We start from the raw sequence: 22,581 nt of genomic DNA, 5'->3' as shown, positions 1-22,581 counted from the left end.
CGGCGGCCGGTGGCGAGGGGCGTCGTCCACCACGTCGTTCACCTTCTCACAGCTCTCCGCGTCGACAACGTCGACGTCCGGGGCCGGCACCGGCGGTGCGACGTCGACGCGGGGTGAGCTCCCCTGATCGGGAGCGAGCCCGAACGGGTTACACGCCGGCGGTCTGCGGCGCATCAACACGCACGATGGTGGCCAGCACCTCGTTGAACGCCTCGGTCGAGGTGGGATGGTTGTAAACCGCGTCACGAAGCTCCGACGCCGTGATGTCGTGCCGGATGGCGAGCGCGACCGTGTTGATCAGCTCCTGCGCGTCGACGCTCAGCAGAACGGCGCCCAGGATCTTGTCGGTGTCGGCGTCGATCACGAACTTCATGAATCCGCGGGTCTCCTCCACGATGTAGGCGCGCGGCATCGCCACGATCTCGGCCACGGGCTCACTGGCGATCTTCACCCGGTATCCGGCCGCGCGGGCCTCCTTTTCGGTGAGCCCGACGGTGGCCAGCGGCGGAGTCATGAACAGGGTGCGCGGCACCGCGACCCGATCGGACACCGAGCGCCGGCCCTGGCCCAGAAGCTGATCCAAGACGACCCGGCTGTCATCGAGGGACAGATAGGTGTGCTGCGGCCCGCCGCGCACATCGCCCAGGGCGTAGATGTGCGGCTGGCTGGTGCGCAGATACTCGTCGACCTCGACCGCGCCGTGCGCGGTGGTGCGGACCCCGGCGGCCTCCAGCCCGAGATCACGGGTTGCCGGCGCGCGCCCGGTGGCGGCCAGGATGGCATCGACGTCCAGGGTGTACCGGCGCCCGCCCGCCTCATAGATCACGCTCGCGCCGTGCGCGGTGTCGCGTACCTCGCTGACGTGCGCGCCCTTGATGATCTCGATGCCGTCGCCGGTGAGGATGGCCTCGGCGACGGCGGCGGCCTCGTCGTCCTCCCGGCTCAGGATTCGCCCGGAGGCTTCGAACAGGGTGACGTGGGCGCCGAACTGACGGTAGATCGAGGCGAACTCGATGCCGATGTAGCCGCCGCCCACGATCGCCAGCCGTTCGGGCAGGGTGGTCGTCTCGATCAGCGCGGTGCTGGTCAGGGTGTGCTTGCTCTCGCGCAGGCCCGGGGTGTCCGGGATAACCGTTTCGGCGCCGGTGTTGATCAGGATGGTCGCGGCGGAGACCAGCAGGCGTTCGCCGCCGGCGTCGACGCTGACGGTGTGCGGATCGAGGAAGGTGGCTCGGCCGGTGAGGACGGTTGAGGTTTCGGCGTTGTTCAACGCCTCGTAGTTGCCGCGCCGAAACAGCGCGGTGAGAGTTTGGACCTCCTTGACCGAGCGCGCGTACCATTCCTGCGCCGAGTCGCTCTCCCGGCGCTGACCGGCGTGGTGGACCAGTGCCTTGGTCGGTACGCAGCCGACGTTGGGGCAGGTGCCTCCGTACATCCGCTGCGACTGCTCGACGAGCACCACGCGCTTGCCGAGGCGGCCCATCGTTTTCGCGACGGCCTTGCCGCCCTTGCCGAAACCGATGACAAGAAGATCGGCCTGAAGAGTGTCGTTGGTGGTGTCCATACCTCCAGTCTCGATATGTAGAATTGAGCTCACAAGGCTTATTAATCTCATTTTTCCTCACGATCGTCTCATCATGGATTCAGTCAGTCACCTCATCCGCCTGGCGAGACTGCAGGCGATCCTGGACAAGCGCTGCCTTCTCGCCGGTGCGACCGTCATGGACGTGCCCCCGCAGGGCGAGGGCAAGGCGCACTTCCACGTCCTGCTCGACGGCGCGTGCGTGCTCGAGCTTTCAGATCGGCGCATCGAGCTTCAGCCGGGCGACGTCGTGCTGCTCCCTCGTGGTACGCCGCACCGCATCCGCACCACCGGAGCCGGGCACGAGCAAGGGGTCGTCGAAACTCCCGGTGGCGCGTTCTCCACCATCCGCAGCCGGGCGGGTGAGAGCGTGATCGACCTCTTCTGCGGGCACTACTCGTTCGGTCCCGGCGCGGGTGCCATGCTCTTTCGGAGCCTTCCCGACCCCTTGCGCGTGTCCTTCGCGGAGTCCGGCGAGGCGAATGAGAACGTCCGGATGCTGAGCGCGATCATGCGGCGGGAGGCGCAGAACGACGGGCCCGGCACCGCGGCCATTCTCTCGGCGCTCTGCAACGCGCTGCTCGCGATGGTGCTGCGGAAGTCGAACGGACGACTCGCCGAAACAGCGTTGTGGACCGCCGCCCACGACGAGCGGATCCGTGCCGTCATCGACGAGGTGTTCCGGGACCCCGGCGGCGAGTGGCCGATCGCGCGCCTCGCACGAGTGGCGGCGATGTCGCGGGCCACATTCATCCGGCACTTCTCCCACAGCACCGGAATGACCGTCGGCGCGTTTCTCACGCACATCCGGTTGATGACCGCAGCCGAACTTCTCGTCGACACCGAGCTCACGGTCGCCTCGGTCGCCGCCGAAGTCGGCTACCGTTCCGAGTCCGCGTTCAGCCGGGCGTTCCGCATGGCGACCGGGTCGACGCCGGCCCGGTTCCGCCGGAATCTCGAACACGCGGTGTGAACGATTGTCGTGCGCAGGCCGACGGCTCGGGCGGCCGACCTCACCCCGCAGGAGTACGTGGAGGGAGGCAGGGACCTGGTCAGGAGGATGGAGTCTCTGCGGCCCAGGTGGCTGGCTCTGCTGGGCGTCACCGGCTACCGCTCGGCCTTCGGCGTCTCCGGTGCGGTGGTCGGCCGCAATCGGAGACCGTCGGCGGTGCGCGCGTATGGGTCCTTCCGAATCCCAGCGGCCTCAATGCTCACTATCCGCCTCAGGTCCTCGCGGTCGAGTTCGCCAGGCTCCGTGTGGCGATCGGACTGCCGGACCGCTCGGGAATCCTGGGCGACGGTCCGTTCGACAGCCGGCAGTCGTAGTAGCCGAGCATGCTCCTCGGTGTGATCTGCGGCCGGCTTCCGTGGTCGCAGGTCGCCCATGTCCGTTACCGAGACCTTCCGGGCACGGAGATCGCCCCATGGGGTGATCCGATTCCCGATCCAAGAGCACATCAGACGGCGGTGGCGCCGGCGTCGACATTGATCGTCGCACCGGTGAGGTAGCTCGCGCGCGGGGACGCGAGGAACAGGATGGCCTCGGCGATCTCGTGAGCGCGGGCGGTGCGGCCCAGTGGCGACGTCCTGGCGATGTCCTCGATGCTCTCACCCCATTCGACGAGCACCCCGTCGGTCCTGGTCGTGCCGGGAGCAACGGTGTTGACCCGGATGTGGGGGCCGAATTCCGCGGCCCACGTGCGAGTGAACGAGGCCAGCGCGGACTTCGAGGCGCTGTAGACCGATGCTCCGGGTATTCCCTTGGACGTGGCCATGGTGGTGACGTTGACGATGTTGCCCCGGCCCTTGCCGAGCATGTGCGGCACGAGTTTGGCGACGAGGAAGTAAGCGCCGCGCACATTGGTGTCAAAGATCTTCTGGAAGCCCGCGACATCCTGCTCGATCGTCAGTGCGACCGGGAAGGCTCCGGCGTTGTTGACGATGACGTCGACCGGGCCACTCTGCTCGACCAGCGAGTTCACCGAGTCCAGGTCGGCCAGGTCGGCCTGGATGAAGCGCACGCGCCCGGTGTCGTTGATCGCGTTGACGGCCTTCTTGCCCCGCTCGGTGTCACGACCGGTGATGATCACCTGCGCGCCCTCACGGACGAACAAACGCGCGGCCTCCAGGCCGATTCCCGCAGTTCCGCCGGTGACCAGCACGATCTGGTTTGCGAATTCCATGTTGCCGAATCTCCGTTTTGGTTGACTTTCCCATCGCCGGTAAGGGGGCTCACCCGTACGGGGCGGTGCTCCTTTTGGCGGCTCATCGATTGCAACTTCCACCGGTGATTCGCTATTGCCGATTGGATCCCGCTATTGCCGATAGAGGCCATAAGCACGGCCGCTGGCTGAATCCGGCCGCAACCGCACACCAGGAAATCGACAACAATGAGGACGTGGAGATACGAGAGATGCGCGCGTTCGTGACCGTGGTGGAGGAAGGGAGCTTGTCCGCCGCGGCCCGCAAGCTGCATGTGAGCCAATCCGCGCTGTCACAGACGGTGCAGGCGCTGGAACGCCGGCTCGGTGTCCAGCTGCTCCTGCGCAGCCACACCGGGGCACGGCCTACCGGCGCGGGCAAGGTGCTGCTTCAGGAAGTTCGCGAGCTCATCGGACATCATGATCGAATCGTGGCCGCTGTCAGCGGGCTGCCTGCGGCCACCGGGTTGCTGAGAATCGGTGTGCCGCTTGAGTTTCCCGTCGATCTGTTGCCGACCGTGCTCACTGAGTTGAGCACGGTACATCAGGACTTGAGAGTCGAGGTCCGGCACTCTTCGAGTGTCGTGCAACTGGCCGCGTTGCAGGCAGGCGAGCTGGACGTGGCGCTGGTCCGGGATCGGCCGGCAGATCCGTGTTTCGACGCCGTGCTCGCCGTCGAGGAGTCGATGGGGGTCATCCTTGCCACAGCACGTTCGGAGGAGATCGCCGAGGCCGCCGGTGTCCGGCTGCACAGGCTCGCCGGACTGGCATGGATCGGCTTCGCACGGTCGGACACGCCGGCCTGGTACGACCAGGTTGCGGCCACACTACGCGGTCACGGCGTCGCTGTCGCCGACCAGCCCGCCGACGAGGATCGGCCGGTCACTCCCGAGGTGAAACTCGCGGCCGTCGGCACGGGACGAGCATTCGCGTTCGCCTCGCCCGGCTGGGCCCGCCCACTGCCCGAGGGCATGGTGTGGCACCCGCTGATCGGCGATCCCATCGTCCGCAGAACATGGGCGGTCTGGTCGGCCACATCGCGGCAACGCGAACTCGCCGCTTTGATCGCCGCCCTCGATCTCACTATGCGCTGAATGCTTATGGGCCGTGGGTGAGGGCGAGGACTTTCCGGGAGGCCGAGCCCGAGCACCGGGACCACCTCGAGCACTACCCGATGGCTACATTTGCCGCTTCGTCCGGCCCGACTGGAAGCTCCCGTACCGCGACCAGACCGTCCTCTCGCCGGTGAGTCTCTGTTCGTGCCACCTTCGCGCCACGCCCTCGTGTATACGAAACGCTGCCTGTAAGGCGTTTCGCCATGGTCGAAGCGAGGCGGTTTAGCCTGGTCGTATGAGACAGCCATCGGAATCCGCACCGCCCCGGGCCGTGACCGGCCAAGGCTCCGGCATCGCCGGTCCGGGGAGCCGCCGGATCCCGCTCGCTCTCGACGGCGCCGGCTGAGGGCGGCCGTCGTGGACAGCTTCGGCGACGCCCTGATCGGCGACTGGCACCGTGCGGCCCATGCCGCGGTCAAGGCGACGGCGCTGTTCCTGACCGCCGCGGTGGCGTTCCGGCTCACCGAGCGCCGGACCATGGCGGAGTTCGCCCCGTTCGACTGGGTCGCCGCCGTCGCGGTCGGTGCCATCGTGGGACGCACCGCCACCGCGACCGACGCCTCATGGCTGACCGGCACCGCGGCGCTACTGGCGCTGCTCGCCGCCCACGCGGCCATCACCAGGCTGCGGCTCCTGCCGGCCATCAGCCGCCTGGTCGACCCACCACTGCGGATCCTGATCCACGACGGGCACGTCAACCTGCGCAACCTGCGCCGTTGCGGGCTCACCAGAGCCGATCTCGACGCCGTGCTCCGCCAGCACGGGCACCACAGTCCGGACGGCATCCACCTCGCGATCTTCGAGGCCAAGGGCGCCGTCTCCGTCCTGCCGCACCCCCCGACCGCACCACCGGACCCGGTCTCTCCGCCCGGGGGCGGACGGTAGCACCGCGCCGCCGGGAGATTTCGCGGCTCGCCTGATCTTTGGAACTACTGAGCCGTATGGTGAAAAAGTGTTTGATGCCCATTTGAGGGATGAAGGCGGTTGATGGTCGACTATGACGTCCTGGTGGTCGGCGGCACCGGCGTGGACACGATCGTGCGTGTCGACGCGCTGGCCATACCCGGGGGAGACTCCGCCGGCGTCCCTCCGATCCACGACTACGTGGGCCACTCCGGGAACGGTGTGGCACTCGGTTTCCACGCCCTCGGCCTGCGCACGAAGTTCGTCGACTTCATCGGCGACGACCCGCAGGGACGGCTAATCCTCGACAGGTACGCCGCCGTCGGGCTCGACGTCAGCCACCTGCCCGCACCCAACGGCACACCGCGCAGCGTCAATCTGGTGGACGCCCGGGGACGGCGCTTCTCCTTCTACGACGGCAGGCACCCGGCTGATCTGAGGCTGCCGCCCGAGTTCTACCTGCCCTTCCTCGAACGCTGCGGGCACGTGCACATATCGCGTGCCTACCACCCCGGCACCGTGTTCGACGACGCCGAGCGCCTCGGCAGGTCCGTCTCGACGGACCTGCACTCCTGGGACGGCCGCGACCCCTGGGCGCGCCCCTATGCCTTCCGCTCCGACCTGGTCTTCATGAGCGCGGCGACGGTCGGGGACCGGTGCGAGGAGGTGATGCGCCACATCCTCGACGAGGGTCGCGCCGCCGTGGTCGTCGCGACCGGCGGAGCCGACGGTTGCCGGATGCTGGTACGCGCGGACGGTGTCGTACGGGCCTTCCCCGCAGTGACGCCCGAGCGGCCCGTCGTGGACAGCAACGGCGCGGGCGACGCGTTCAGCACCGCCTTCACCCGGTCGTGGCTGGCCGGCGCGGAGCCGGAGGAGTGCGTGCTGGCGGGCTCGGTCTCCGGGGCGTACGCCTGCGGCAGCCCGGGCACCCACGAGGAGATGATCGATGCCGCCACGCTCGACGCCGCCTGTGCCCGCCTGCGCCACGCGCGGCCGGGTAGGTGAGTCTGTTTTCCACGATGACGCCTCAGGGCGTGCTCCTTTCCGACTCGCCGGTGTGGAACGCCCGGCGGTAGGCGGTGGGGGAGGTCCGCATGATCCGGGCGAAGTGGTGCCGGTAGGTCACGGCGGTGTCGAAGCCGGTCGCGGCCGCGATCTGTTCGACGGAGGCGGCGGTGGTCTCCAGCAGGGGGAGGCTGGCCTGCACCCGCTGGACGATGAGCCAGCGGATGGGGCTGGTTCCCGTCGCCTTCGCGAAGTGGCGCAGGTAGGTGCGCGTCGACATGTGCGCCTGGCGGGCCAGGGTCTCCACGGTGAGAGGTTCGGGGAGGCGCTCCAGCGCCCAGGCCAGGTTCCGGGCGATCCGGTCGTCGTCCGGATCGGCGGTCACGGGCGTCTCGATGTACTGGGCCTGCCCGCCGTCGCGGTGGGGCTGGATGACCAGCCGGCGTGCGACGGCGTTGGCGATCGCCGCGCCGTGGTCCTTGCGGACGAGGTGCGTGCACACGTCGAGGCCGGCCGCGCTGCCGGCGCCGGTGATCACGTCGTCCTCGTCGACGTAGAGGGCGTTCGCGTCCACCTGGACCTTGGGGTAACGGCGGCGCAGCAGGTCGGCATGGCGCCAGTGGGTGGTGGCCCGGCGTCCGTCGAGCAGCCCGGCGGCCGCCAGCGCGAACGCGCCGGAGCAGATGGAGACGACGCGCGCCCCCCGCCGGTGCGCCCGCCGCAGGGCCGTGGTCAGCTCCGGCGCCGGATCGCCGGTCACGTCGGGGACCCCGGGGACGATGACCGTGTGGGCCGCCGAGAAGGCATCCAGGCCGTGCGGGGTGTTCAGGAACGCGCCGCCGATGACGCGCACCGGGCCCGGTCCCTGCGCGCACACCTTCAGGTCGTACCAGGGGACGTCGAGTTCCGGGCGGGGCAGGCCGAACACCTCGGTGACGATGCCCAGCTCGAAGGCGGACATGCCGTCGTAGGCCAGCACGGAGACGGAACGGCCGGGGCGGGTGATCTGCAGGACGCGCATGGCGTTAACTTAGCGAACGGCGTCGTTCACGCCACTGTCGGAGGGGCCTGCGCTCCCGCCAGGATCGTGGGCATGTCCTCCTCGCTTTTCATCCCGCCGGCCGCGCCGGCGCGGGCCGCCGCCCACTTCGCGGCGCGGCTGTCCTTCGAGACCGATGTCAGTGACGTGCACGCCGACCTGGAGGCCCGTACCCCGGGGCTCGTCGTGGTCGACTCCCGCGACGCGCGGGCCTGGGAGCAGGGCCGCCTGCCCGGCGCCGTACACCTGCCGACCGCGGAGATCGCCGCGCGGGCGTCGCTCCTGATCGAGCCGGGCACGGTCGTCGTCACCTACTGCTGGGGGCCCGGCTGCAACGGCGCGACCAGGGCCGCGCTGGAGTTCGCCACGCTCGGCTACCGGGTCAAGGAGATGATCGGGGGCTATGAGTACTGGGTGAGGGAGGGCTTCCCGGTGGAGACGGCCGCCGGGCCTCGCACCCGTCCCGTCGACGACCTGACCGCCCCGTCGTCCGGGATCGCGTGCGGCTGCTGACATGAGCGGCGGCGCCCGGAGGCCGGACGCGGACTCCGGGCGCCGCCGCCCGTACGCCGCCCGGTGGCGACGCGGGCGGAGACACCGCGGTAAACGTACATAACTCGTTTTGCATCTTGAATCGGCACGTTATGCCTGTAAGTAGACAATGGCACTTCGTTCAGTGACCGTGCAATTTCATAAAGTTGCGAAAAGGCTTTCTTTCTATATCTCTAATCTCAGCCAAATAAACCCGTCCATTGGCTGGTGCGTGCGGGTGGTTCGCCTATATGGTATTTAAGGCCTAAAAGGCTTGGACATTGAGTGGTAATTCAACGGAACTGTTTCGCCCCTGATCCACGGCCGGCGCACCCCCTCGGTCCCGTACCTCCCCGGGCTCCCTCCATGCCGCCCGGCGAGCTCTGCGCGAGTGCCGCCCGACGCGACCCCACGCAGCTAAGGAGACCTCATGAGGTTCGGACGGGCGAGTCGCGCGGTCATCGCGGGCGTCACCGCCGCCCTGGTGCTGAGCGCCTGCGGCGGCTCCGGCGAACCGGCCGGCACCGCGGCGGGCACGGGAGGCCCGGAGAAGACCCGGCTCACGGTCGGCGCGCTCCCCATCCCCGACTCGGCCGCGCTCTACATCGCGAACGCGAGAGGCTTCTTCAAGGAAGAGGGCCTCACCGTCGCCATCGAGCCGGTCGTGGGCGGTGCGCAGGCTCAGCAGGCCCTCATCGGGGGTTCCCTGGACGCCACCCAGACCAACTACGTCTCGACCTTCCTCGCCGTCTCGGCCGGGATCAAGCTGAAGGTCGTCTCGGACCTCTACCAGGCCGCCCCGAACGCGTTCAACCTCATGGTGCCCAAGGACTCCCCGATCAAGACGCCCGCCGACCTCAAGGGCCGGAAGATCGCCGTCAACAGCAGGAAGAACGTCGGGACCCTGGCGGTGGCCGCTCTGCTCAAGACCCATGGGCTCACCGAGGCCGACGTCGAGTTCCTGGAGTTTCCCTTCCCTGACATGGCGGACAAACTCAACACCGGCATCGTCGACGCCGCGTGGATGACCGAGCCCCACCTGACCGCCGTCCAGAAGACCATCGGCGCCGGCAAGCTCGCCGACACCATGGTCGGCCCCATGGAGGGCTTCCCCATCGCGGGCGTCGTCGTCACAGAGGACTTCGCGAACAAGAACCCCGCGACGACCGCCGCCTTCCAGCGGGCGATCGCCAAGGCCCAGCAGATCTCCGCCACCGACCGCAAGGCCGTCGAGGAGATCCTGCCGACCTACACCAAGATCGACACGGCCACCGCCGCCGTCATCACCCTCGGCTCCTTCCCCACCAGCCTTGACCAGACCCGGCTGCAGCGGGTGGCGGACCTGATGCTGGAGCAGGGCTACCTGAAGAGCAGGATCGAGGCCAAGGCACTCCTTTCCGGAAACGCCGGGTGATCAGGCGCAATCCCCTCGACAGCAGGCTGTTCTGCGGCGCCGTCGGCGTCGCGGTGCTGTTCTGCGCGCTGGAGATCGCCGGTCGGACCGGACTGATCGACCCGCTCGCGTTCCCGCCGGCCTCCGCGGTGGCGGGCCGGGCGGCCTCGCTCGTGACCGACCCGGAATTCCTCTCCGACGTCGCCTCGACCCTCGGTGTGTGGGCCCTCGGCCTGCTGGCCACCGTCGCGGTCGCGGTACCCGCCGGATTCCTGCTCGGCAGCCTGCCCCGCGTGGAGAGCGCGCTCCGGCCGATCATGGAGTTCCTCCGCCCCATCCCGTCGATCGCGCTGATCCCGCTGGCGCTCACCCTGTTCTCCGACAGGTTCGACATGAAGATCACCCTGATCGTCTACGCGGCGACCTGGCCTGTCCTGATCAACACGATGTACGGCCTCAAGGACGTCGACCCGCTCGCCAAGGAGACGCTGCGCAGCTTCGGATTCGGCCGGCTGGCCGTGCTCTGGTGGATATCGCTGCCGAGCACCGCGCCGTTCATCGCCGCCGGCGTCCGGCTGGCCTCCGCGATCGCGCTCATCGTGGCGATCAGCGTGGAGCTGCTGGGCGGCGGCTCCGACGGCATCGGCAGTTTTGTCCTGGAGACGGCCGGCGGCCTGAACCCGATGGAGCACATCATCGCCGCCTCCGTCTGGGCCGGCGTCATCGGCGTGGTCACCAACGGCCTGTTCGTGCTGGCGGAGCGGCGGCTCTTCCGCTGGCACAGCGCCCGTACGGAGGTGGCGTGATGAACGGCGCGCTGCGCGCCGCCGGCCGTCTGTGGCCGGTGCCGGTGGTCCTGATGCTGTGGGAGGCGGTCACCCGCGGCGCGGAACTGCCGGCCTTCCCGCCGCCGTCGCGGATCGCCGCCGCGATGCACGAGATGTGGCTGACCGGCCCCGCCGAGCGGCTCTGGCTCAGCGACGCGGCGCTGACGAACATCCCGGCGAGCACCGGACGCCTGCTGGCCGGGTGGGCGCTGGCCGGAGTCGCCGGAGTCACGCTCGGGATCGCGCTGGGCCGTTCCCCCCTGCTCTTCCGCTTCGTGGACCCCCTCATCCAGTTCGCCCGGGCCGTCCCCCCGCCCATGCTGCTGCCGTTCTTCATGGCGTTGTTCGCCATCGGCCCGCGGATGCAGATCAACGTGATCGCGTTCGGCGTCGTCTGGCCGATTCTGATCAACGCGTGCGAGGGGGCCCGGCACGTCGATCGCCAGCACCTGGACGTCGCCAGGGTCTTCGGGATGCCGGGCGGGCAACGACTGCTGCGGGTCATCCTGCCCTCCGCCATGCCGAAGATCTTCGCCGGGTTGCGGATCAGCCTGTCGCTGGCGCTGATCCTCATGGTGATCTCCGAACTGGTGGGCAGCACCGACGGGATCGGCTTCCAGCTCCTGGACGCCCAGAGGTCGTACGACCTGGCGGGCGTGTGGGGGGCCATCGTGGCGCTGGGCGTCCTGGGATACGCGTTCAACGCGGCGTTCCTCGCGGTCGAACGACGGGTCCTGTCCTGGCACCGCTCCGCCCGGCAGACGGCCTGATGACCTGCCGCACCCGAGATCGCGGAACGGGCCCGCCCAAGCAGGCTCGCACCGGCCTGCGCGCGCCGTCCGCACAGGCCCGCCGGGTCTCTCCGGCCGGCGTGCCGTACCCCACCGCTCGTCAAACCGGCGTGCGGGACATCGAACAGGTCCGCCGAGAGATCGAATCTGCGTGCCGGACGAAAGGATGACGGATGAACGACCCGCAAGCGCCGATCTGGGATGCGATCGGCGGGGTCTCCCGGTTCGCCGCCCTCGCGGCGATGGCCGAACTGGGCTGCGCCGACCACCTGCGAGAAGGTCCCCTGAGCGTCGGCGAGCTCGCGGCGCGCTGTGACGCGGACCCGTCCGCGCTCGGCAGGATGCTCCGCCAGCTCGCCTCCATGGGCATCGTCGCGACGACGGCTCCCGGGGTCTACGAGCTGACCGAGGCGGGCTCCACCCTCCGCGGAGACACGCCCGACTCGTTGCGTCCCGCCGTACGAATGATCATCGAGGAGGGCTTCTGGTACGGGATGGGCAAGCTCCCTCTGAGCGTGCGCACCGGCAGGTCGGGCTTCGCCGCCCACCACGGGCCCCTGTACGGCTACCTCAAGGCCAACCCCGAGGCCGGAGCGCTGTTCGACGACTACATGATGTCCAGGGCCTGGCCGTTCGCGAAGGCCGTGGCGTCCCGCTACGACTTCTCCGGCGTGCGCACCCTGGTGGACGTGGCCGGAGGCAAGGGGCACATCCTGGCCGCCGTCCTGAACGCCTACCCGGGGATACGCGGAGTCCTGTTCGACCAGGAGCAGGTGGTCAAGGGCGCCCCGGAGTTCTTCGCCGAGGCCGGCCTCGAAAACCGGTGTGAATACGTCGGCGGCGACTTCTTCGTCGCGGTCCCCGCCGGCGGGGACGCCTACCTGCTGGGCAGTGTGATCCACAACTGGTCCGACGAGGACGCCGTGCGGATCCTGCGCAACATCAGGAACGTCATGGCCGACGACGGCCGCGTCCTGCTGGTGGAGATGGTCGTCCCCGACGACGACCTCCCCCACGTCAGCAAGGACCTGGACATGCGGATGCTCGCCCTGTTCGGCGAGGGCATGGAACGCAGCACCTCCGAGTACGGCGAGCTGCTGGGCAAGGCCGGGTTCCGGCTCGCCCGGCAGATCGAGCTGCCGGGCGGGGCCGCCGTCGTGGAGGCACTGCCGAGCTGAGCCGCCCGGCCCCGGACGACGGCCGGGGCCGGGCGGTCCGAGGTGAGCGCGAACGCGCTCACCTCTCCGCATTCGATGAGTTCGCGGAGGTCCGGACGGCGCCGGCATCGCCGTCGCGGCATCGCGGATCAGGAGACCTCGCGGTGCGGAAGGGACCGCAGGGTGCTCAGGACGGTGTTCGGGACGTCGGCGAAGAAGCGGACCGAGGTGACCTCGGCGAGGCCGCCGAGGGGGCGGACGACGGTGATCGGTTCCGTCAGCTCGACGATCACGTTGGTCTGGGAGGACACCGCCACCCCGAGCCGCCCGTCGGCCACCATGACCATCCCGGACTCGTTGTAGTTGCGCGACAGCCGTACCGAGGAGATCAGGTCACGGGGGATCCGCAGGTCGAAGTACACCCCGTAGCGGATGCGCAGTTCCCCGGAGGTGACGACATGCGGGCGGGTGACGCAGGCCGCGCCGAGCGCCAGCACGAACACGATCCCGTAGAGGTGGAGCACCAGCACCACGAGGCGCGGCCCGGCCGGAACGCCGGTCGCCATCAGCAGCAGATCCAGGACCACCGTCTCCACGATCATCACGAACAGGAACGCCACCAGGGTCGGCGTCTGCTCCTTCGAGTACGCCACGGCCGTGGAGCCGGGCGGCACGCTGTGGCGGCGTCGCGCCACCCACAGGACGAGGCTCGCCAGGCCCTTCAGCTCGAACTCCATGACCTTGATCACCTGTATGGGGACCAGCCGGCGAAAGGTCGCCCGGAGTGCCGTCCGCCGGTCCGCGCCGCCCCGGCGTTCGGCGCCGAACAGCCGGTACGCGGTCACCCCCTCCAGGACGAGCACCGACACGACGGCCAGTTCGGCCACCACGATCACCGGGACGGGCAGCGACACCCCCGACACGAGCAGGACCGCGAGCAGCAGCTCCGCGGGGAGTACGGTGAACATCGCGGCACGCGCGATCCGGAGCATCACATTTTCTCCCTCAGTGAAATCATGAGCAGCCGGAACACCTCGATCTGGGCGGGGGACATCTCGGCGTGCATCGTCTCCATCCATCGCCTGCCGTCCGTGCTCTCGGTGCTCTCCGCGCTCTCCGCCGGACCGTCTCCGGGCGGGCGCAGGGGATCGGGAACCGAGTCCAGGTTCGCGACCATCACCGCCGCCATCTCGTCGGGGACGTGGGCGGCGAGGTCGGCGGCGAGCGCGGTGACGCGGGGATCACCGGCGTCCGCGTCGGCGAGTTCGTCGAGCCGCCTGTAGAGGAGAGCCGTTCGCGCGAGGGCGTCGGGCTCGGAGAGCGGGCGCATCATGTCGAGGATCCGGGCCCGGTCGGCCGGGTCGGCCACGGTGTCCATCAGCGCCAGCAGTTCGCGGTCGATCTCGGCGAACTTCGAGCCCTCGGTGTGGAGGCCGCGCAGCACCTTCGCCATGTCGGGGGACACCGTCGAGTCGGGGTGCAGGTCCACCTCCGCCAGCAGCGCGGCCAGCCGGTCGCGGCTGAGGCTTATCGCCTCCTGCTGCCTGGCCAGGTCGGCGTCCAGCTCGACGAGCACCTCACGCAGTTCCCGGCCCCGGTCGTCGGCCAGCACGTCACGGATCTCGTCCAGTGACAGGCCCAGTTCGGCCAGCCGCCGTACGCGGGCCAGGGCGACCGCGTCGCGCAATCGGTACTCCCGGTAGCCGTTGGCCAGCCGTACCGGTTCGGGGAGGAGATCCAGATGGTGGTAGTGGCGCACGGTCCGGGTGGACACCCCGACCAGCGCGGCAAGCTCGCCGATCCGCATGCCCTCATTAGAAACGTTGACGCTGCGACAAGGTCAAGTCGGCGCCCGCGGCCACTCGCCCCCGAGGCCGGAAGGTCTTCCCGCGCGGCGGATCGGCCGCGTGCGTCTCCCCGCGGCGGCACCCGGGAACCGCTACCGGGAGACGCTCATGACTCGAGCTTCCTGTTCTTGTTCTTGGACGCCTTGCGCTTGACGTCGACCCCGCCCATCATGGCGAATCCGGTGACCACGATCGTGGGCGCGTTCGGCCGGCCGACCCCGCTCGCCTCATGACCGAACCCGCCCATGAACCCGATCCCGTTGACGAACACCTCGGCGTCCTCGGGCACGATCACCTCGATGCCGCCCATGAGGGCGAACGCCCGGATCTTTATCTCGCGGTCGGTGAACACCGCCTCACGCAGGTCGATCTGGCCGCCGCCCCAGAAGGCCAGGGCGGTGAAGTTCCTGGGAGCCCGCCAGCGGCCGACCCGTTTGAAGCCACCCATGACCCCGATGGCGACGGTGCTGGTCGGCGCACCCGACTGCCGGCCGGTGTAGTTCTGGGCGGTCGCCGGAGAAGTGAGGTCCGGCAGATCGCGGGTGAGAAGCTCCAGGTCGGCGTAGGTCTTGGCGGTGTAGACCGCGCTGAGCCTTTCCTGGAACTCCTCCATGGTCAGCCGGCCGTCGCCGGCCGCGTTGCGGAGGATTGAAGCAGTGTGGTCGCGGTCGCCGTCAGCGGCTCGTATTTCCCGCGGATCCCGGTCCGGAAGGGTCGCCATACCTTGGAGACTAGATGATCGGATCCGGCTCGGTAATGTGGGTCCGCGCCCCCGTTCCGCCGTCCGCCGCAACCGGTGGGCACGGCGCCGGACCGGTCGTCTCCTCGGCGGGGTCATCGCCTGGGACGCGCGCTCCTCGTCCGCTTCGGGTCGTACGCCGCGTCGCGCGCCGTCATGCTGACCGTCCGCTCGCGGGGCTGCTCGGGAATGTTGCGGTTGACCAGGTCGCTCAGGCTGGACGTCCGGTCGATGATCTCCATGCCCAGGGGGGAGAAGGTGGCGGGGGTGAAGACCAGCGGCGCGAGCAGCGGGTTGGTGAAGGCCTGTGAGAACGCGTCGATGGCGATCAGGCGTTGCATCAGCGGCGGCAGGATCGAGCCCGGTAACGGGTCCTCGGCGAACAGCCCGACGTAGAACTCGACGTCGTCGACGCTCCGGTACAGGGCCGAAAGCTCCCGCCGGACGCGCGGGTCGGCGGAGATCTGGCCGAAGGAGGTCAGGCGGGGGAAGCCGCAGCAGGCGCGGTAGTCGTTGAAGGAGGCCAGGTGGAGCGTGCGGGCCTCGGCGATGCTGAGCGCCTCGATGTGCAGCAGGTCGGGGGCGGTGTTGAAGAGGCCGATGCGCCCGGCCCGCTGCCGTGAGGAGTCTTCGAAGACCTGGCCCAGGCCGTGCTCGGTGAGCAGGTTGTTCGCCGCCAGGGTGGATAGCAGCGGCAGGTTCAGTCCGGCGACGAGCAGCGTGGACGGCAGCAGGCTGTGCCAGCGGTACACGAGGTTGAACTCGACGCTGGCGTGGTTGGTCCGTTGCCAGTCGGCCTTGGAGAAGGCCGGGGGGTCGGTGAAGAAGCGGAACCGGTAGGCCGTGATGTGGTTGATGTACTCCTCAAGCATGATCTTCAGGAGGAGGACGATGGCGATGTTGCGGGCGGTCTGGAACAGGCGCTCGTCGTCCCAGCCCGGATGGCGGCCGGCGAGGAGGCGGGCGATCCTGTTGTGCTCCCGGAGGAAGAGCACATTGATCATGGTGAAGCCGATCTGGACGTTGGCCCGGTCGCTGCCCATCGCGAACAGGGTGTCGCGCATGCCCCGGGGCATGTCCGCGAAACGGACCACGCTCAGCCCCTCGAACTCGGGCTTGATCTCGCCGTCGGAGCACAGGTAGGGCGGGAACTCCCCGTCGTTGATCCGCTGCGTCTTGAGCAGGCCGCCGGAGAAGGTCCTGAGCCTGGCGGTGACGGCCGGGGTGAGGCCGTAGACCTGGTTGAGGTCGATGTCGTGGGGCGAGGTGTTGACGGCCGGATCGCGGGGCGCGGTCGAGTCGCCGCGGACGAACCCGTCGGTGAACCACTGGGCGAAGTAGGCGAAGAGCACGGTCGAGCGGGGGCAGTGGATCGTCTCGCCCTCGCGGGCGAAGAGCCGGGCCGTGTCCGCGGGCGCGGGGAGCCCTTCCCCGGCCGACGGCGTGGGCGGCAGGTGGCGCGACCAGTAGGTCCGGTCGGTGAGCGAACTCCACGAGGTGTAGGGGGAGAGGGTGCTGAACGGATACGGCCGGGCCGGCAGCTTGGCGACGGCGCGATTGATCAACTGGCGGTTGGCCAGGTGGCGCAGGGAGGGCGTGCGCTCGACGAACCGCCATGCCGCGGCGCCGCTGGAGCCGATGGTGTATTCGATCCAGTTGCGCAGGCCGATCCGGTCGAGATCGCGGTTGATCATGAGTGTCGCCTCCAGTGCGTGGCCGAGCCCGAGCGGGAAGCGGGCAGGGAAGGGGCCGGTGCGCGACCAAGAGGTAACACGAAGCGTGAGTGTCAGTCAACATTCGGTAATCGGCCGAGGGTGTTCGCGGGTGAGGCCGTACCGGTGATCGGTGCTTGAATTACTTTGTGAAGGGCGGGGCCTCGCGACGGCCGGAGCGGGGCACAGGCCCCGAAGGCCCAGGCCTCACCGGAGCCTGTCCGCCAGATGCCCGGCCAGGCCCTCGGAGGCCGCCTTGACCATCTTCAGCACCTCGGCGAAGCCCTCGCCGTCGCCGTAGTAGGGATCGGGAACCTCGGCGCCCTCGGGCGCGGCCGGGTCGAACGAGCGGAACAACCGCACGTCGGCGTCGTCGGGGGCCAGACGGCGCAGGGCGCGCAGGTTCTCGCCGTCCATGGCCAGCACCAGGTCGATCCGGCCGTACCAGCCGCCCAGGAACTGCCTGGCCCGGTGCGAGGAGCCGTCGTAGCCGTGGTCGGCGAGCACCGCGGCGGCACGCTCGTCCATCGGGCTGCCCTGGTGCCAGCCCCCGGTGCCCGCGCTGTCGACCGTGACGAGGTCGCCCAGGCCGTGGTCGTCGAGGGTCTTCCTCAACACCACCTCGGCCATCGGGGAGCGGCAGATGTTTCCCATGCAGACCAGACACACGTGGTAGCTCATGCCTACCAGGATGCCGCCGGCGCCGTACCGTCGCACCTTCGGGTCCGGGCGCGTGCCAGGACGGATCCGGTCCCGACGGGCGGCGCAGCGAGGTCCCGGCGGGCCGTGCGGCGAGGTCTCGCCGGGGCCGTCGCGGTCACGCGAGGGCGGGACACCGGGAAGGACCGAGAAGGACGTGTGCCTTCCCGCGGGGGCGGTGCGGCGGATCGATCGGGCGTGCTGTTCGATGGGTCCGTGGACGGGCGTCCGCCTCCGGCCCGGTTCGGCCGGCGGACCCGTGCCGCACCGGCCGCGGCGGGCGGCCTTCCCGGAGCCCGGGGAGGCGATCCGTCGTCGGGCCCCCGTCACGGCTACCATGTCGCCCGGTGGGGGCACGGAAGATCCCGGCGCACGACATGGAGACAACAGGAGGGGTGGGAGTTGAAGGACCTCGGAGAGGGATTCCGCGCCTTCTGGCAGGAGCGTCACCTGTGCACGCTGACCACCGTGCGCGCCGACGGCACGCCGCACGTCGTCCCGGTGGGAGTGACGCTGGACGTCGGCTCCGCGACGGCACGAGTGATCACCTCGGGCGGCTCGCACAAGGTTCGCCACGTGCTCGCCGCCGGAGACGAGGGCGCGGCGGTCGCGGTCTGCCAGGTGGACGGGCGCCGCTGGTCGACCCTTGAGGGGCGCGCGGTGATCCGCAGGGATCCCGCCTCGGTCGCCGACGCCGAACGCCGGTACGCCGAGCGCTACCGGCAACCTCGGGAGAACCCCGCCCGCGTCGTGATCGAGATCAGCGTCACCCGGATACTGGGCAATGTCTGACCTCGTTCCCGTCACCGCCGCCGTTCCCGTCACCCCCGCCCCCGTCACCGTCGTCGGCCTCGGTGCCGACGGCTGGGAGGGTCTCTCCCCGGCGGCGCGGCGTGAGCTGCACGCCGCGGAGGTCCTGATGGGCAGCGCCCGGCAGCTCGCGCTCGTCCCTGAACCGGCCGCCGAACGCGTCGCGTGGCCCTCGCCGCTGCTTCCGGCCCTGCCCGCGCTGATCGCCTCCCACCGGGGCCGCCGGGTGTGCGTGCTGGCCAGCGGCGATCCCATGTTCCACGGCATCGGCACGACGCTGGTCCGGCTGCTCGGCGCGGACCGCGTGCGGGTGCTGCCGCATCCGTCGGCGGTCTCCCTGGCCTGCGCCCGGCTCGGCTGGGCCGCCGACCGGGTCGAGGTGGTCAGCCTCGTGGCGCGGCCGGTCGAGTCGCTGCACACCGCGATCCACGCCGGCCGTCGCGTCCTGGTTCTCAGCGCGGACGGCCGCACCCCGGCCCGGGTGGCGGAGCTGCTCACCGCGCGCGGGTACGGCGGGAGCCCGATGACGGTCCTGGAGCGTCTCGGCGGAGCCGAGGAACGCGTGATCTCCGGTACGGCGGGACACTGGTCCCCGCCCGTGACCCACGATCTCAACGTCGTCGCCGTGGAGTGCCGCGCCGACGCCGGTGCGGTGCCGCTGCCGTGCGTCCCGGGCCTGCCGGACGAGGCGTTCGAGCACGACGGCCAGCTCACCAAGAGCGAGGTGCGCGCGGTGACGCTGTCCCGGCTGGCGCCCGCCCCCGGCGAGCTGCTGTGGGACGTCGGCGCGGGGGCGGGCAGCATCGGGATCGAGTGGATGCGCGCTCACCCGTCCAACCGGGCGGTCGCGGTGGAGAACCACCCCGAGCGAGCCGCCAGGATCGCCCGCAACGCCTCGACGCTGGGCGTCCCCGGCCTGAAGGTGGTGACCGGCGCGGCTCCCGCCGCGCTCGCGGGGCTGGAGGAACCCGACGCGGTCTTCATCGGCGGCGGGGCGACCGCCGCGGGGATGGTCGACGTCTGCTGGGAGGCGTTGCGCCCGGGCGGGCGCCTGGTGGCCAACGCGGTGACCGTCGAGTCGGAGACGGTCCTGGCCTCCCGGTACGGCGAACTCGGCGGCGACCTGGTCCGGCTGGCGGTCGGCAGGGCGGCCCCGGTCGGAGGCTTCACCGGTTGGCGGTCCATGATGCCGGTGACGATCTGGACGGTCGTCAAGCCGTTCCCCCGGACTCCGGACGGCGACGGCGTGTGACGAAGTGACGGCGCGTGGCCGGGGAGAGGCCGCGCCGGGCCGGGATGTGCTCAGAAGGTCGCGTTCGCGGGGACGCACAGAAGCGGCGTCCTCGCGTGGAGCGCGTGTTCGAGAGGTGTCGAAGTGGGCCCTGTTCAAGGGGAGTGTGTTCGGGTGAGACGTTTTCAGTCGGAGGGTGAACGATGACGGTGCGGTTCGTCGGGGCGGGTCCCGGGGCCGCGGACCTGATCACCGTGCGAGGGCAGCGGGCGATCGCGTCCTCGCCCGTGTGCCTGTACGCCGGATCCCTCGTCCCGGCCGAGCTGCTGGAGTCCTGCCCGCCCGGCGCGCGGCTGGTCGACACCGCGAGGATGGCCCTGGAGGAGATCGTGGCGGAGCTGCTCGCCGCCCACGAGGCCGGGCACGACGTGGCCCGGCTGCACTCCGGCGACCCGTCGGTGTTCAGCGCGATGGCCGAGCAGATGCGGCGGCTGGACGCGGCCGGGGTGCCCTACGAGGTGATCCCCGGCGTGCCCGCGTTCGCCGCCGCCGCGGCGTCGCTGAGGCGTGAGCTCACCGTGCCCGGCGTGGGGCAGACGGTCGTGCTGACCCGGACCTCGGTGCGGGCCACGCCCATGCCCGACGGCGAGGATCTGGACACGCTCGGGCGCAGCCGGGCCACGATGGTCCTCCATCTGGCGGTGCAGCGCATCGAGGCGGTCGCCGGGGAACTCGTCGCCAACTACGGCGCCGACTGCCCGGTGGCGGTGGTGGCCAGGGCCAGCCGGGACGACGAGGTGATCCTGCGCGGCACCCTGGCCGACATCGCGGAGCAGGTCCGCGCCGCGGGGATCCTCCGTACCGCGGTGATCGTCGTCGGCCGGGTGCTGACCGCCTCCGAGTTTCCCGACAGCCATCTGTACTCGGCGGCCCGCTGCCGTGACTGAGCCGGCCGTCCCGCGGCGGCCGGGGACTGCCGGCCGCCGCGGCCGGGCCCGCTCATCCCGCGCGGCCGACGATCACCCCGGCGCGGTCGATGACCACCACGTCCACCTCCACCGGCGCCTCGCGCAGCACGCCGACGGCGGTCAGGCGGGCCCGTTCGGCGATCAGGTCGCCCAGCGGCAGGCCCTCCTCCTGGCAGAGCCGGAGGGCGTGCAGCGCGGTGTTGGCGGCCAGCACCCGCTCGGCCAGGCCCGGAGAGCCTCCCGCCGAGCGGGCGATCTCGGCGAGCATGCCGGGGTTGACCTGCGAGCGCCCGGAGTGAAGGTCGAGGTGACCGTCGGCGAGCTTGGAGAGCTTGCCGACGCCCCCGGCGACGGTCAGCCGGGGGACGGGGTGCCTGCGCAGGTATTTCAGCACGGCTCCCGCGAAGTCGCCCATGTCCAGCAGGGCGTCGTCCGGCAGCCCGTACAGCTCGGCGGCGACCTTCTCCGACGTGCTTCCCGTGCATCCGGCGACATGGGTGTAGCCCGCGGCCCTGGCCACGTCGATGCCGCGCCGGATACTGTCGATCCAGGCCGAGCACGAGTACGGCACGACGACGCCGGTCGTGCCGAGGATCGACAGCCCGCCCAGGATGCCCAGGCGGGGGTTCCAGGTGCGCAGGGCCAGCTCCTCGCCGTGCTCCACCGAGATCTCCACGACCACGTCGCCGCTGCCCCCGTGCCGGGCGGCCACCTCGGCGACGTGCTCGCGCATCATCCGCCGGGGCACCGGGTTGATGGCCGGTTCGCCCACGTCCAGGGGGAGTCCGGGCTTGGTGACGGTGCCGACTCCCGGGCCCGCCACGAACACCGTCCCGGTGCCGGGGGCGCCGTGCCGTACCGTCGCGGAGATCAGCGCGCCGTGCGTCACGTCGGGGTCGTCGCCGGCGTCCTTGACCACCGCCGCCATGGCCCGGCCCTCCGCCAGCTCCTCCCTGGCCAGCGCGAACGCGGGGCGCTGCCCCTTGGGCAGCGTGATCTCCACCGGGTCGGGGAACTCGCCGCTCAGCAGCGCGGTGTAGGCGGCGGCGGTGGCCGCGGTCGCGCAGGCGCCGGTGGTCCACCCGTGGCGCAGGGGCGCGCTCATGGTGCGAGGATCGGTCGGCATGGCGGGGCGAGGTCCTGTGACGGAGGGCGCGGAGGGCGCGGCGGGGGACACGTCGCGACGTCTCGTGGCGAAGGAGACCGCGGGGCGAGGTCCCGCGGTGGAAGATACGCGGTCGACATGGAAAAGGGGACGGTGTGCTGAACATCCTGGTGCTGGGCGGCACGGACGAGGCCAGGCGGCTGGCCGCGGCGCTCGCCGGGCGTGCCGGGACACATCTGGTGTCCTCTCTGGCGGGCCGGGTGCGCAATCCGAAGCTGCCGGTGGGGGAGGTGCACGAGGGGGGGTTCGGCGGCCCCGAGGGGCTGGTGGCCTGGCTGGCCGAGCGCCGGATCGACGTCGTCGTGGACGCCACGCACCCGTTCGCCGCGCGGATGACCGCCTCGGCGGTCGAGGCGACGGGCAGGGCGGGCGTGCCGCTGCTGATCCTGCGGCGCCCCGGCTGGCAGGAGGGTCCCGGTGACGACTGGCGCTGGGTGCCCTCGCTCGCCGCCGCCGCCGAGTCGCTGCCCGAGCTGGGGGAACGGGTGTTCCTGAGCACCGGCCGCCGCAGCCTGCCGGTCTTCGCGGGCCTCGACGGCCTGTGGTTCCTGGCCCGTTCGGTGGACCCGCCGCAGCCGCCCCTCCCGCGCCGCCTGGAGGTGCTGCTCAGCCGCGGCCCGTTCACGGTGGAGGGGGAGCTGGCCCTCATGCGCGAGCACCGGGTGGACATGCTGGTCACCAAGGACAGCGGCGGCGAGATGACCACGGCCAAGCTGCTCGCCGCCCGCGAGCTCGGGCTTCCGGTCGTGATCGTACGGCGCCCGCCCCCGCCCGGCGGGGTCACCGCGGTGGAGACGGTCGAGGACGCGGTCGCCTGGCTGGAGACCGTGGCGGGCGCCGGAGACGTTCACGCCGGGTAGCGG

The 22,581-nt window shown here is 70.5% G+C and carries 22 protein-coding genes; 13 read left to right on the top strand and 9 right to left on the bottom strand.

The window, feature by feature from the left end; genetic code table 11:
* Positions 1 to 148: 148 nt before the first annotated feature.
* Positions 149 to 1,564 carry an FAD-dependent oxidoreductase gene (locus J2853_RS14755; RefSeq protein ID WP_307558239.1) on the bottom strand — a complete coding sequence of 472 codons (1,416 nt, stop codon included), beginning with the start codon at positions 1,562 to 1,564 and terminating at the stop codon, positions 149 to 151.
* Positions 1,565 to 1,637: 73 nt separating this feature from the next.
* Here J2853_RS14755 and J2853_RS14750 point away from each other — a divergent pair, with 73 nt between their 5' ends.
* Positions 1,638 to 2,555 (top strand): cupin domain-containing protein, encoded by a 918-nt coding sequence (locus tag J2853_RS14750; RefSeq protein ID WP_307558237.1) that lies wholly within the window; start codon positions 1,638 to 1,640, stop codon positions 2,553 to 2,555.
* Between the two features lie 484 nt (positions 2,556 to 3,039).
* Here the strand turns inward: J2853_RS14750 and J2853_RS14745 are convergent, their stop codons facing one another.
* Entirely contained in the window at positions 3,040 to 3,765 is a 726-nt protein-coding gene (locus tag J2853_RS14745) for an SDR family NAD(P)-dependent oxidoreductase (RefSeq protein WP_307558236.1), read from the bottom strand.
* 104 nt (positions 3,766 to 3,869) lie between these two features.
* On the opposite strand from J2853_RS14745, the gene J2853_RS14740 reads away from it, so the two are divergent.
* The 3 genes from J2853_RS14740 to J2853_RS14730 all read left to right on the top strand — a co-directional run bounded on the left by J2853_RS14740 (position 3,870) and on the right by J2853_RS14730 (position 6,809).
* Entirely contained in the window at positions 3,870 to 4,877 is a 1,008-nt protein-coding gene (locus J2853_RS14740) for a LysR family transcriptional regulator (protein WP_307558234.1), read from the top strand.
* Between the two features lie 378 nt (positions 4,878 to 5,255).
* Positions 5,256 to 5,783: a YetF domain-containing protein gene (locus J2853_RS14735; protein WP_307558232.1), complete on the top strand. Its 528-nt coding sequence runs from the start codon at positions 5,256 to 5,258 to the stop codon at positions 5,781 to 5,783.
* Between the two features lie 102 nt (positions 5,784 to 5,885).
* Positions 5,886 to 6,809 (top strand): carbohydrate kinase family protein, encoded by a 924-nt coding sequence (locus J2853_RS14730; RefSeq protein WP_307558230.1) that lies wholly within the window; start codon positions 5,886 to 5,888, stop codon positions 6,807 to 6,809.
* Positions 6,810 to 6,831: 22 nt separating this feature from the next.
* On the opposite strand, the gene J2853_RS14725 is transcribed toward J2853_RS14730, so the two are convergent.
* The gene (locus J2853_RS14725) at positions 6,832 to 7,830 is read right to left on the bottom strand and encodes a helix-turn-helix domain-containing protein (protein WP_307558228.1); all 999 of its coding nucleotides are present in this window, start codon (positions 7,828 to 7,830) and stop codon (positions 6,832 to 6,834) included.
* 72 nt (positions 7,831 to 7,902) lie between these two features.
* Between J2853_RS14725 and J2853_RS14720 the strand changes: the two genes are divergently transcribed.
* From J2853_RS14720 to J2853_RS14700, 5 genes are all read left to right on the top strand, one after another.
* Positions 7,903 to 8,361, top strand: a complete 459-nt coding sequence (locus tag J2853_RS14720) for a rhodanese-like domain-containing protein (RefSeq protein WP_307558226.1) — start codon at positions 7,903 to 7,905, stop codon at positions 8,359 to 8,361.
* A gap of 448 nt (positions 8,362 to 8,809) precedes the next feature.
* Positions 8,810 to 9,793 carry an ABC transporter substrate-binding protein gene (locus J2853_RS14715; RefSeq protein WP_307558224.1) on the top strand — a complete coding sequence of 328 codons (984 nt, stop codon included), beginning with the start codon at positions 8,810 to 8,812 and terminating at the stop codon, positions 9,791 to 9,793.
* Positions 9,790 to 10,578, top strand: a complete 789-nt coding sequence (locus J2853_RS14710; RefSeq protein ID WP_307558222.1) for an ABC transporter permease — start codon at positions 9,790 to 9,792, stop codon at positions 10,576 to 10,578. Before J2853_RS14715 ends, J2853_RS14710 begins: the two co-directional genes overlap by 4 nt.
* Positions 10,578 to 11,369, top strand: a complete 792-nt coding sequence (locus tag J2853_RS14705; RefSeq protein WP_307558220.1) for an ABC transporter permease — start codon at positions 10,578 to 10,580, stop codon at positions 11,367 to 11,369. Before J2853_RS14710 ends, J2853_RS14705 begins: the two co-directional genes overlap by 1 nt.
* Before the next feature lie 194 nt (positions 11,370 to 11,563).
* Positions 11,564 to 12,568 (top strand): methyltransferase, encoded by a 1,005-nt coding sequence (locus J2853_RS14700; RefSeq protein ID WP_307558218.1) that lies wholly within the window; start codon positions 11,564 to 11,566, stop codon positions 12,566 to 12,568.
* 128 nt (positions 12,569 to 12,696) lie between these two features.
* On the opposite strand, the gene J2853_RS14695 is transcribed toward J2853_RS14700, so the two are convergent.
* The 5 genes from J2853_RS14695 to J2853_RS14675 form a co-directional block, all read right to left on the bottom strand.
* Positions 12,697 to 13,539 (bottom strand): hypothetical protein, encoded by an 843-nt coding sequence (locus J2853_RS14695; RefSeq protein ID WP_307558216.1) that lies wholly within the window; start codon positions 13,537 to 13,539, stop codon positions 12,697 to 12,699.
* Positions 13,539 to 14,354, bottom strand: coding sequence for a helix-turn-helix domain-containing protein (locus tag J2853_RS14690; protein ID WP_307558214.1), 816 nt, complete (start codon positions 14,352 to 14,354; stop codon positions 13,539 to 13,541). Before J2853_RS14690 ends, J2853_RS14695 begins: the two co-directional genes overlap by 1 nt.
* A gap of 146 nt (positions 14,355 to 14,500) precedes the next feature.
* Complete coding sequence (locus J2853_RS14685) at positions 14,501 to 15,115, bottom strand: DUF1707 SHOCT-like domain-containing protein (RefSeq protein ID WP_307558212.1); 615 nt, start codon at positions 15,113 to 15,115, stop codon at positions 14,501 to 14,503.
* A gap of 113 nt (positions 15,116 to 15,228) precedes the next feature.
* Positions 15,229 to 16,827, bottom strand: a complete 1,599-nt coding sequence (locus J2853_RS14680; RefSeq protein WP_307558211.1) for a peroxidase family protein — start codon at positions 16,825 to 16,827, stop codon at positions 15,229 to 15,231.
* A gap of 225 nt (positions 16,828 to 17,052) precedes the next feature.
* A complete protein-coding gene (locus J2853_RS14675; protein ID WP_307558210.1) occupies positions 17,053 to 17,526 on the bottom strand; it encodes a low molecular weight protein-tyrosine-phosphatase in 474 nt (157 codons plus the stop codon).
* Between the two features lie 420 nt (positions 17,527 to 17,946).
* On the opposite strand from J2853_RS14675, the gene J2853_RS14670 reads away from it, so the two are divergent.
* From J2853_RS14670 to cobM, 3 genes are all read left to right on the top strand, one after another.
* Positions 17,947 to 18,336 (top strand): pyridoxamine 5'-phosphate oxidase family protein, encoded by a 390-nt coding sequence (locus tag J2853_RS14670; protein WP_307558208.1) that lies wholly within the window; start codon positions 17,947 to 17,949, stop codon positions 18,334 to 18,336.
* A complete protein-coding gene (gene cbiE / locus J2853_RS14665; RefSeq protein WP_307558206.1) occupies positions 18,329 to 19,606 on the top strand; it encodes a precorrin-6y C5,15-methyltransferase (decarboxylating) subunit CbiE in 1,278 nt (425 codons plus the stop codon). Before J2853_RS14670 ends, cbiE begins: the two co-directional genes overlap by 8 nt.
* A 182-nt stretch (positions 19,607 to 19,788) precedes the next feature.
* The gene (gene cobM / locus J2853_RS14660) at positions 19,789 to 20,532 is read left to right on the top strand and encodes a precorrin-4 C(11)-methyltransferase (RefSeq protein ID WP_307558204.1); all 744 of its coding nucleotides are present in this window, start codon (positions 19,789 to 19,791) and stop codon (positions 20,530 to 20,532) included.
* 52 nt (positions 20,533 to 20,584) lie between these two features.
* On the opposite strand, the gene J2853_RS14655 is transcribed toward cobM, so the two are convergent.
* On the bottom strand, positions 20,585 to 21,658 hold the full coding sequence (locus tag J2853_RS14655) for a cobalt-precorrin-5B (C(1))-methyltransferase (protein ID WP_307558202.1): 1,074 nt from the start codon (positions 21,656 to 21,658) through the stop codon (positions 20,585 to 20,587).
* Between the two features lie 155 nt (positions 21,659 to 21,813).
* Between J2853_RS14655 and J2853_RS14650 the strand changes: the two genes are divergently transcribed.
* Positions 21,814 to 22,578, top strand: coding sequence for a cobalt-precorrin-6A reductase (locus J2853_RS14650; protein ID WP_307558200.1), 765 nt, complete (start codon positions 21,814 to 21,816; stop codon positions 22,576 to 22,578).
* Positions 22,579 to 22,581 lie beyond the last annotated feature (3 nt).

The sequence above is a fragment of the Streptosporangium lutulentum genome (assembly GCF_030811455.1).
Taxonomy (GTDB): Bacteria; Actinomycetota; Actinomycetes; order Streptosporangiales; family Streptosporangiaceae; genus Streptosporangium; species Streptosporangium lutulentum.
Note: the sequence above shows the minus strand (reverse complement) of the source record. Positions and strands in the feature narration are given on the sequence as shown.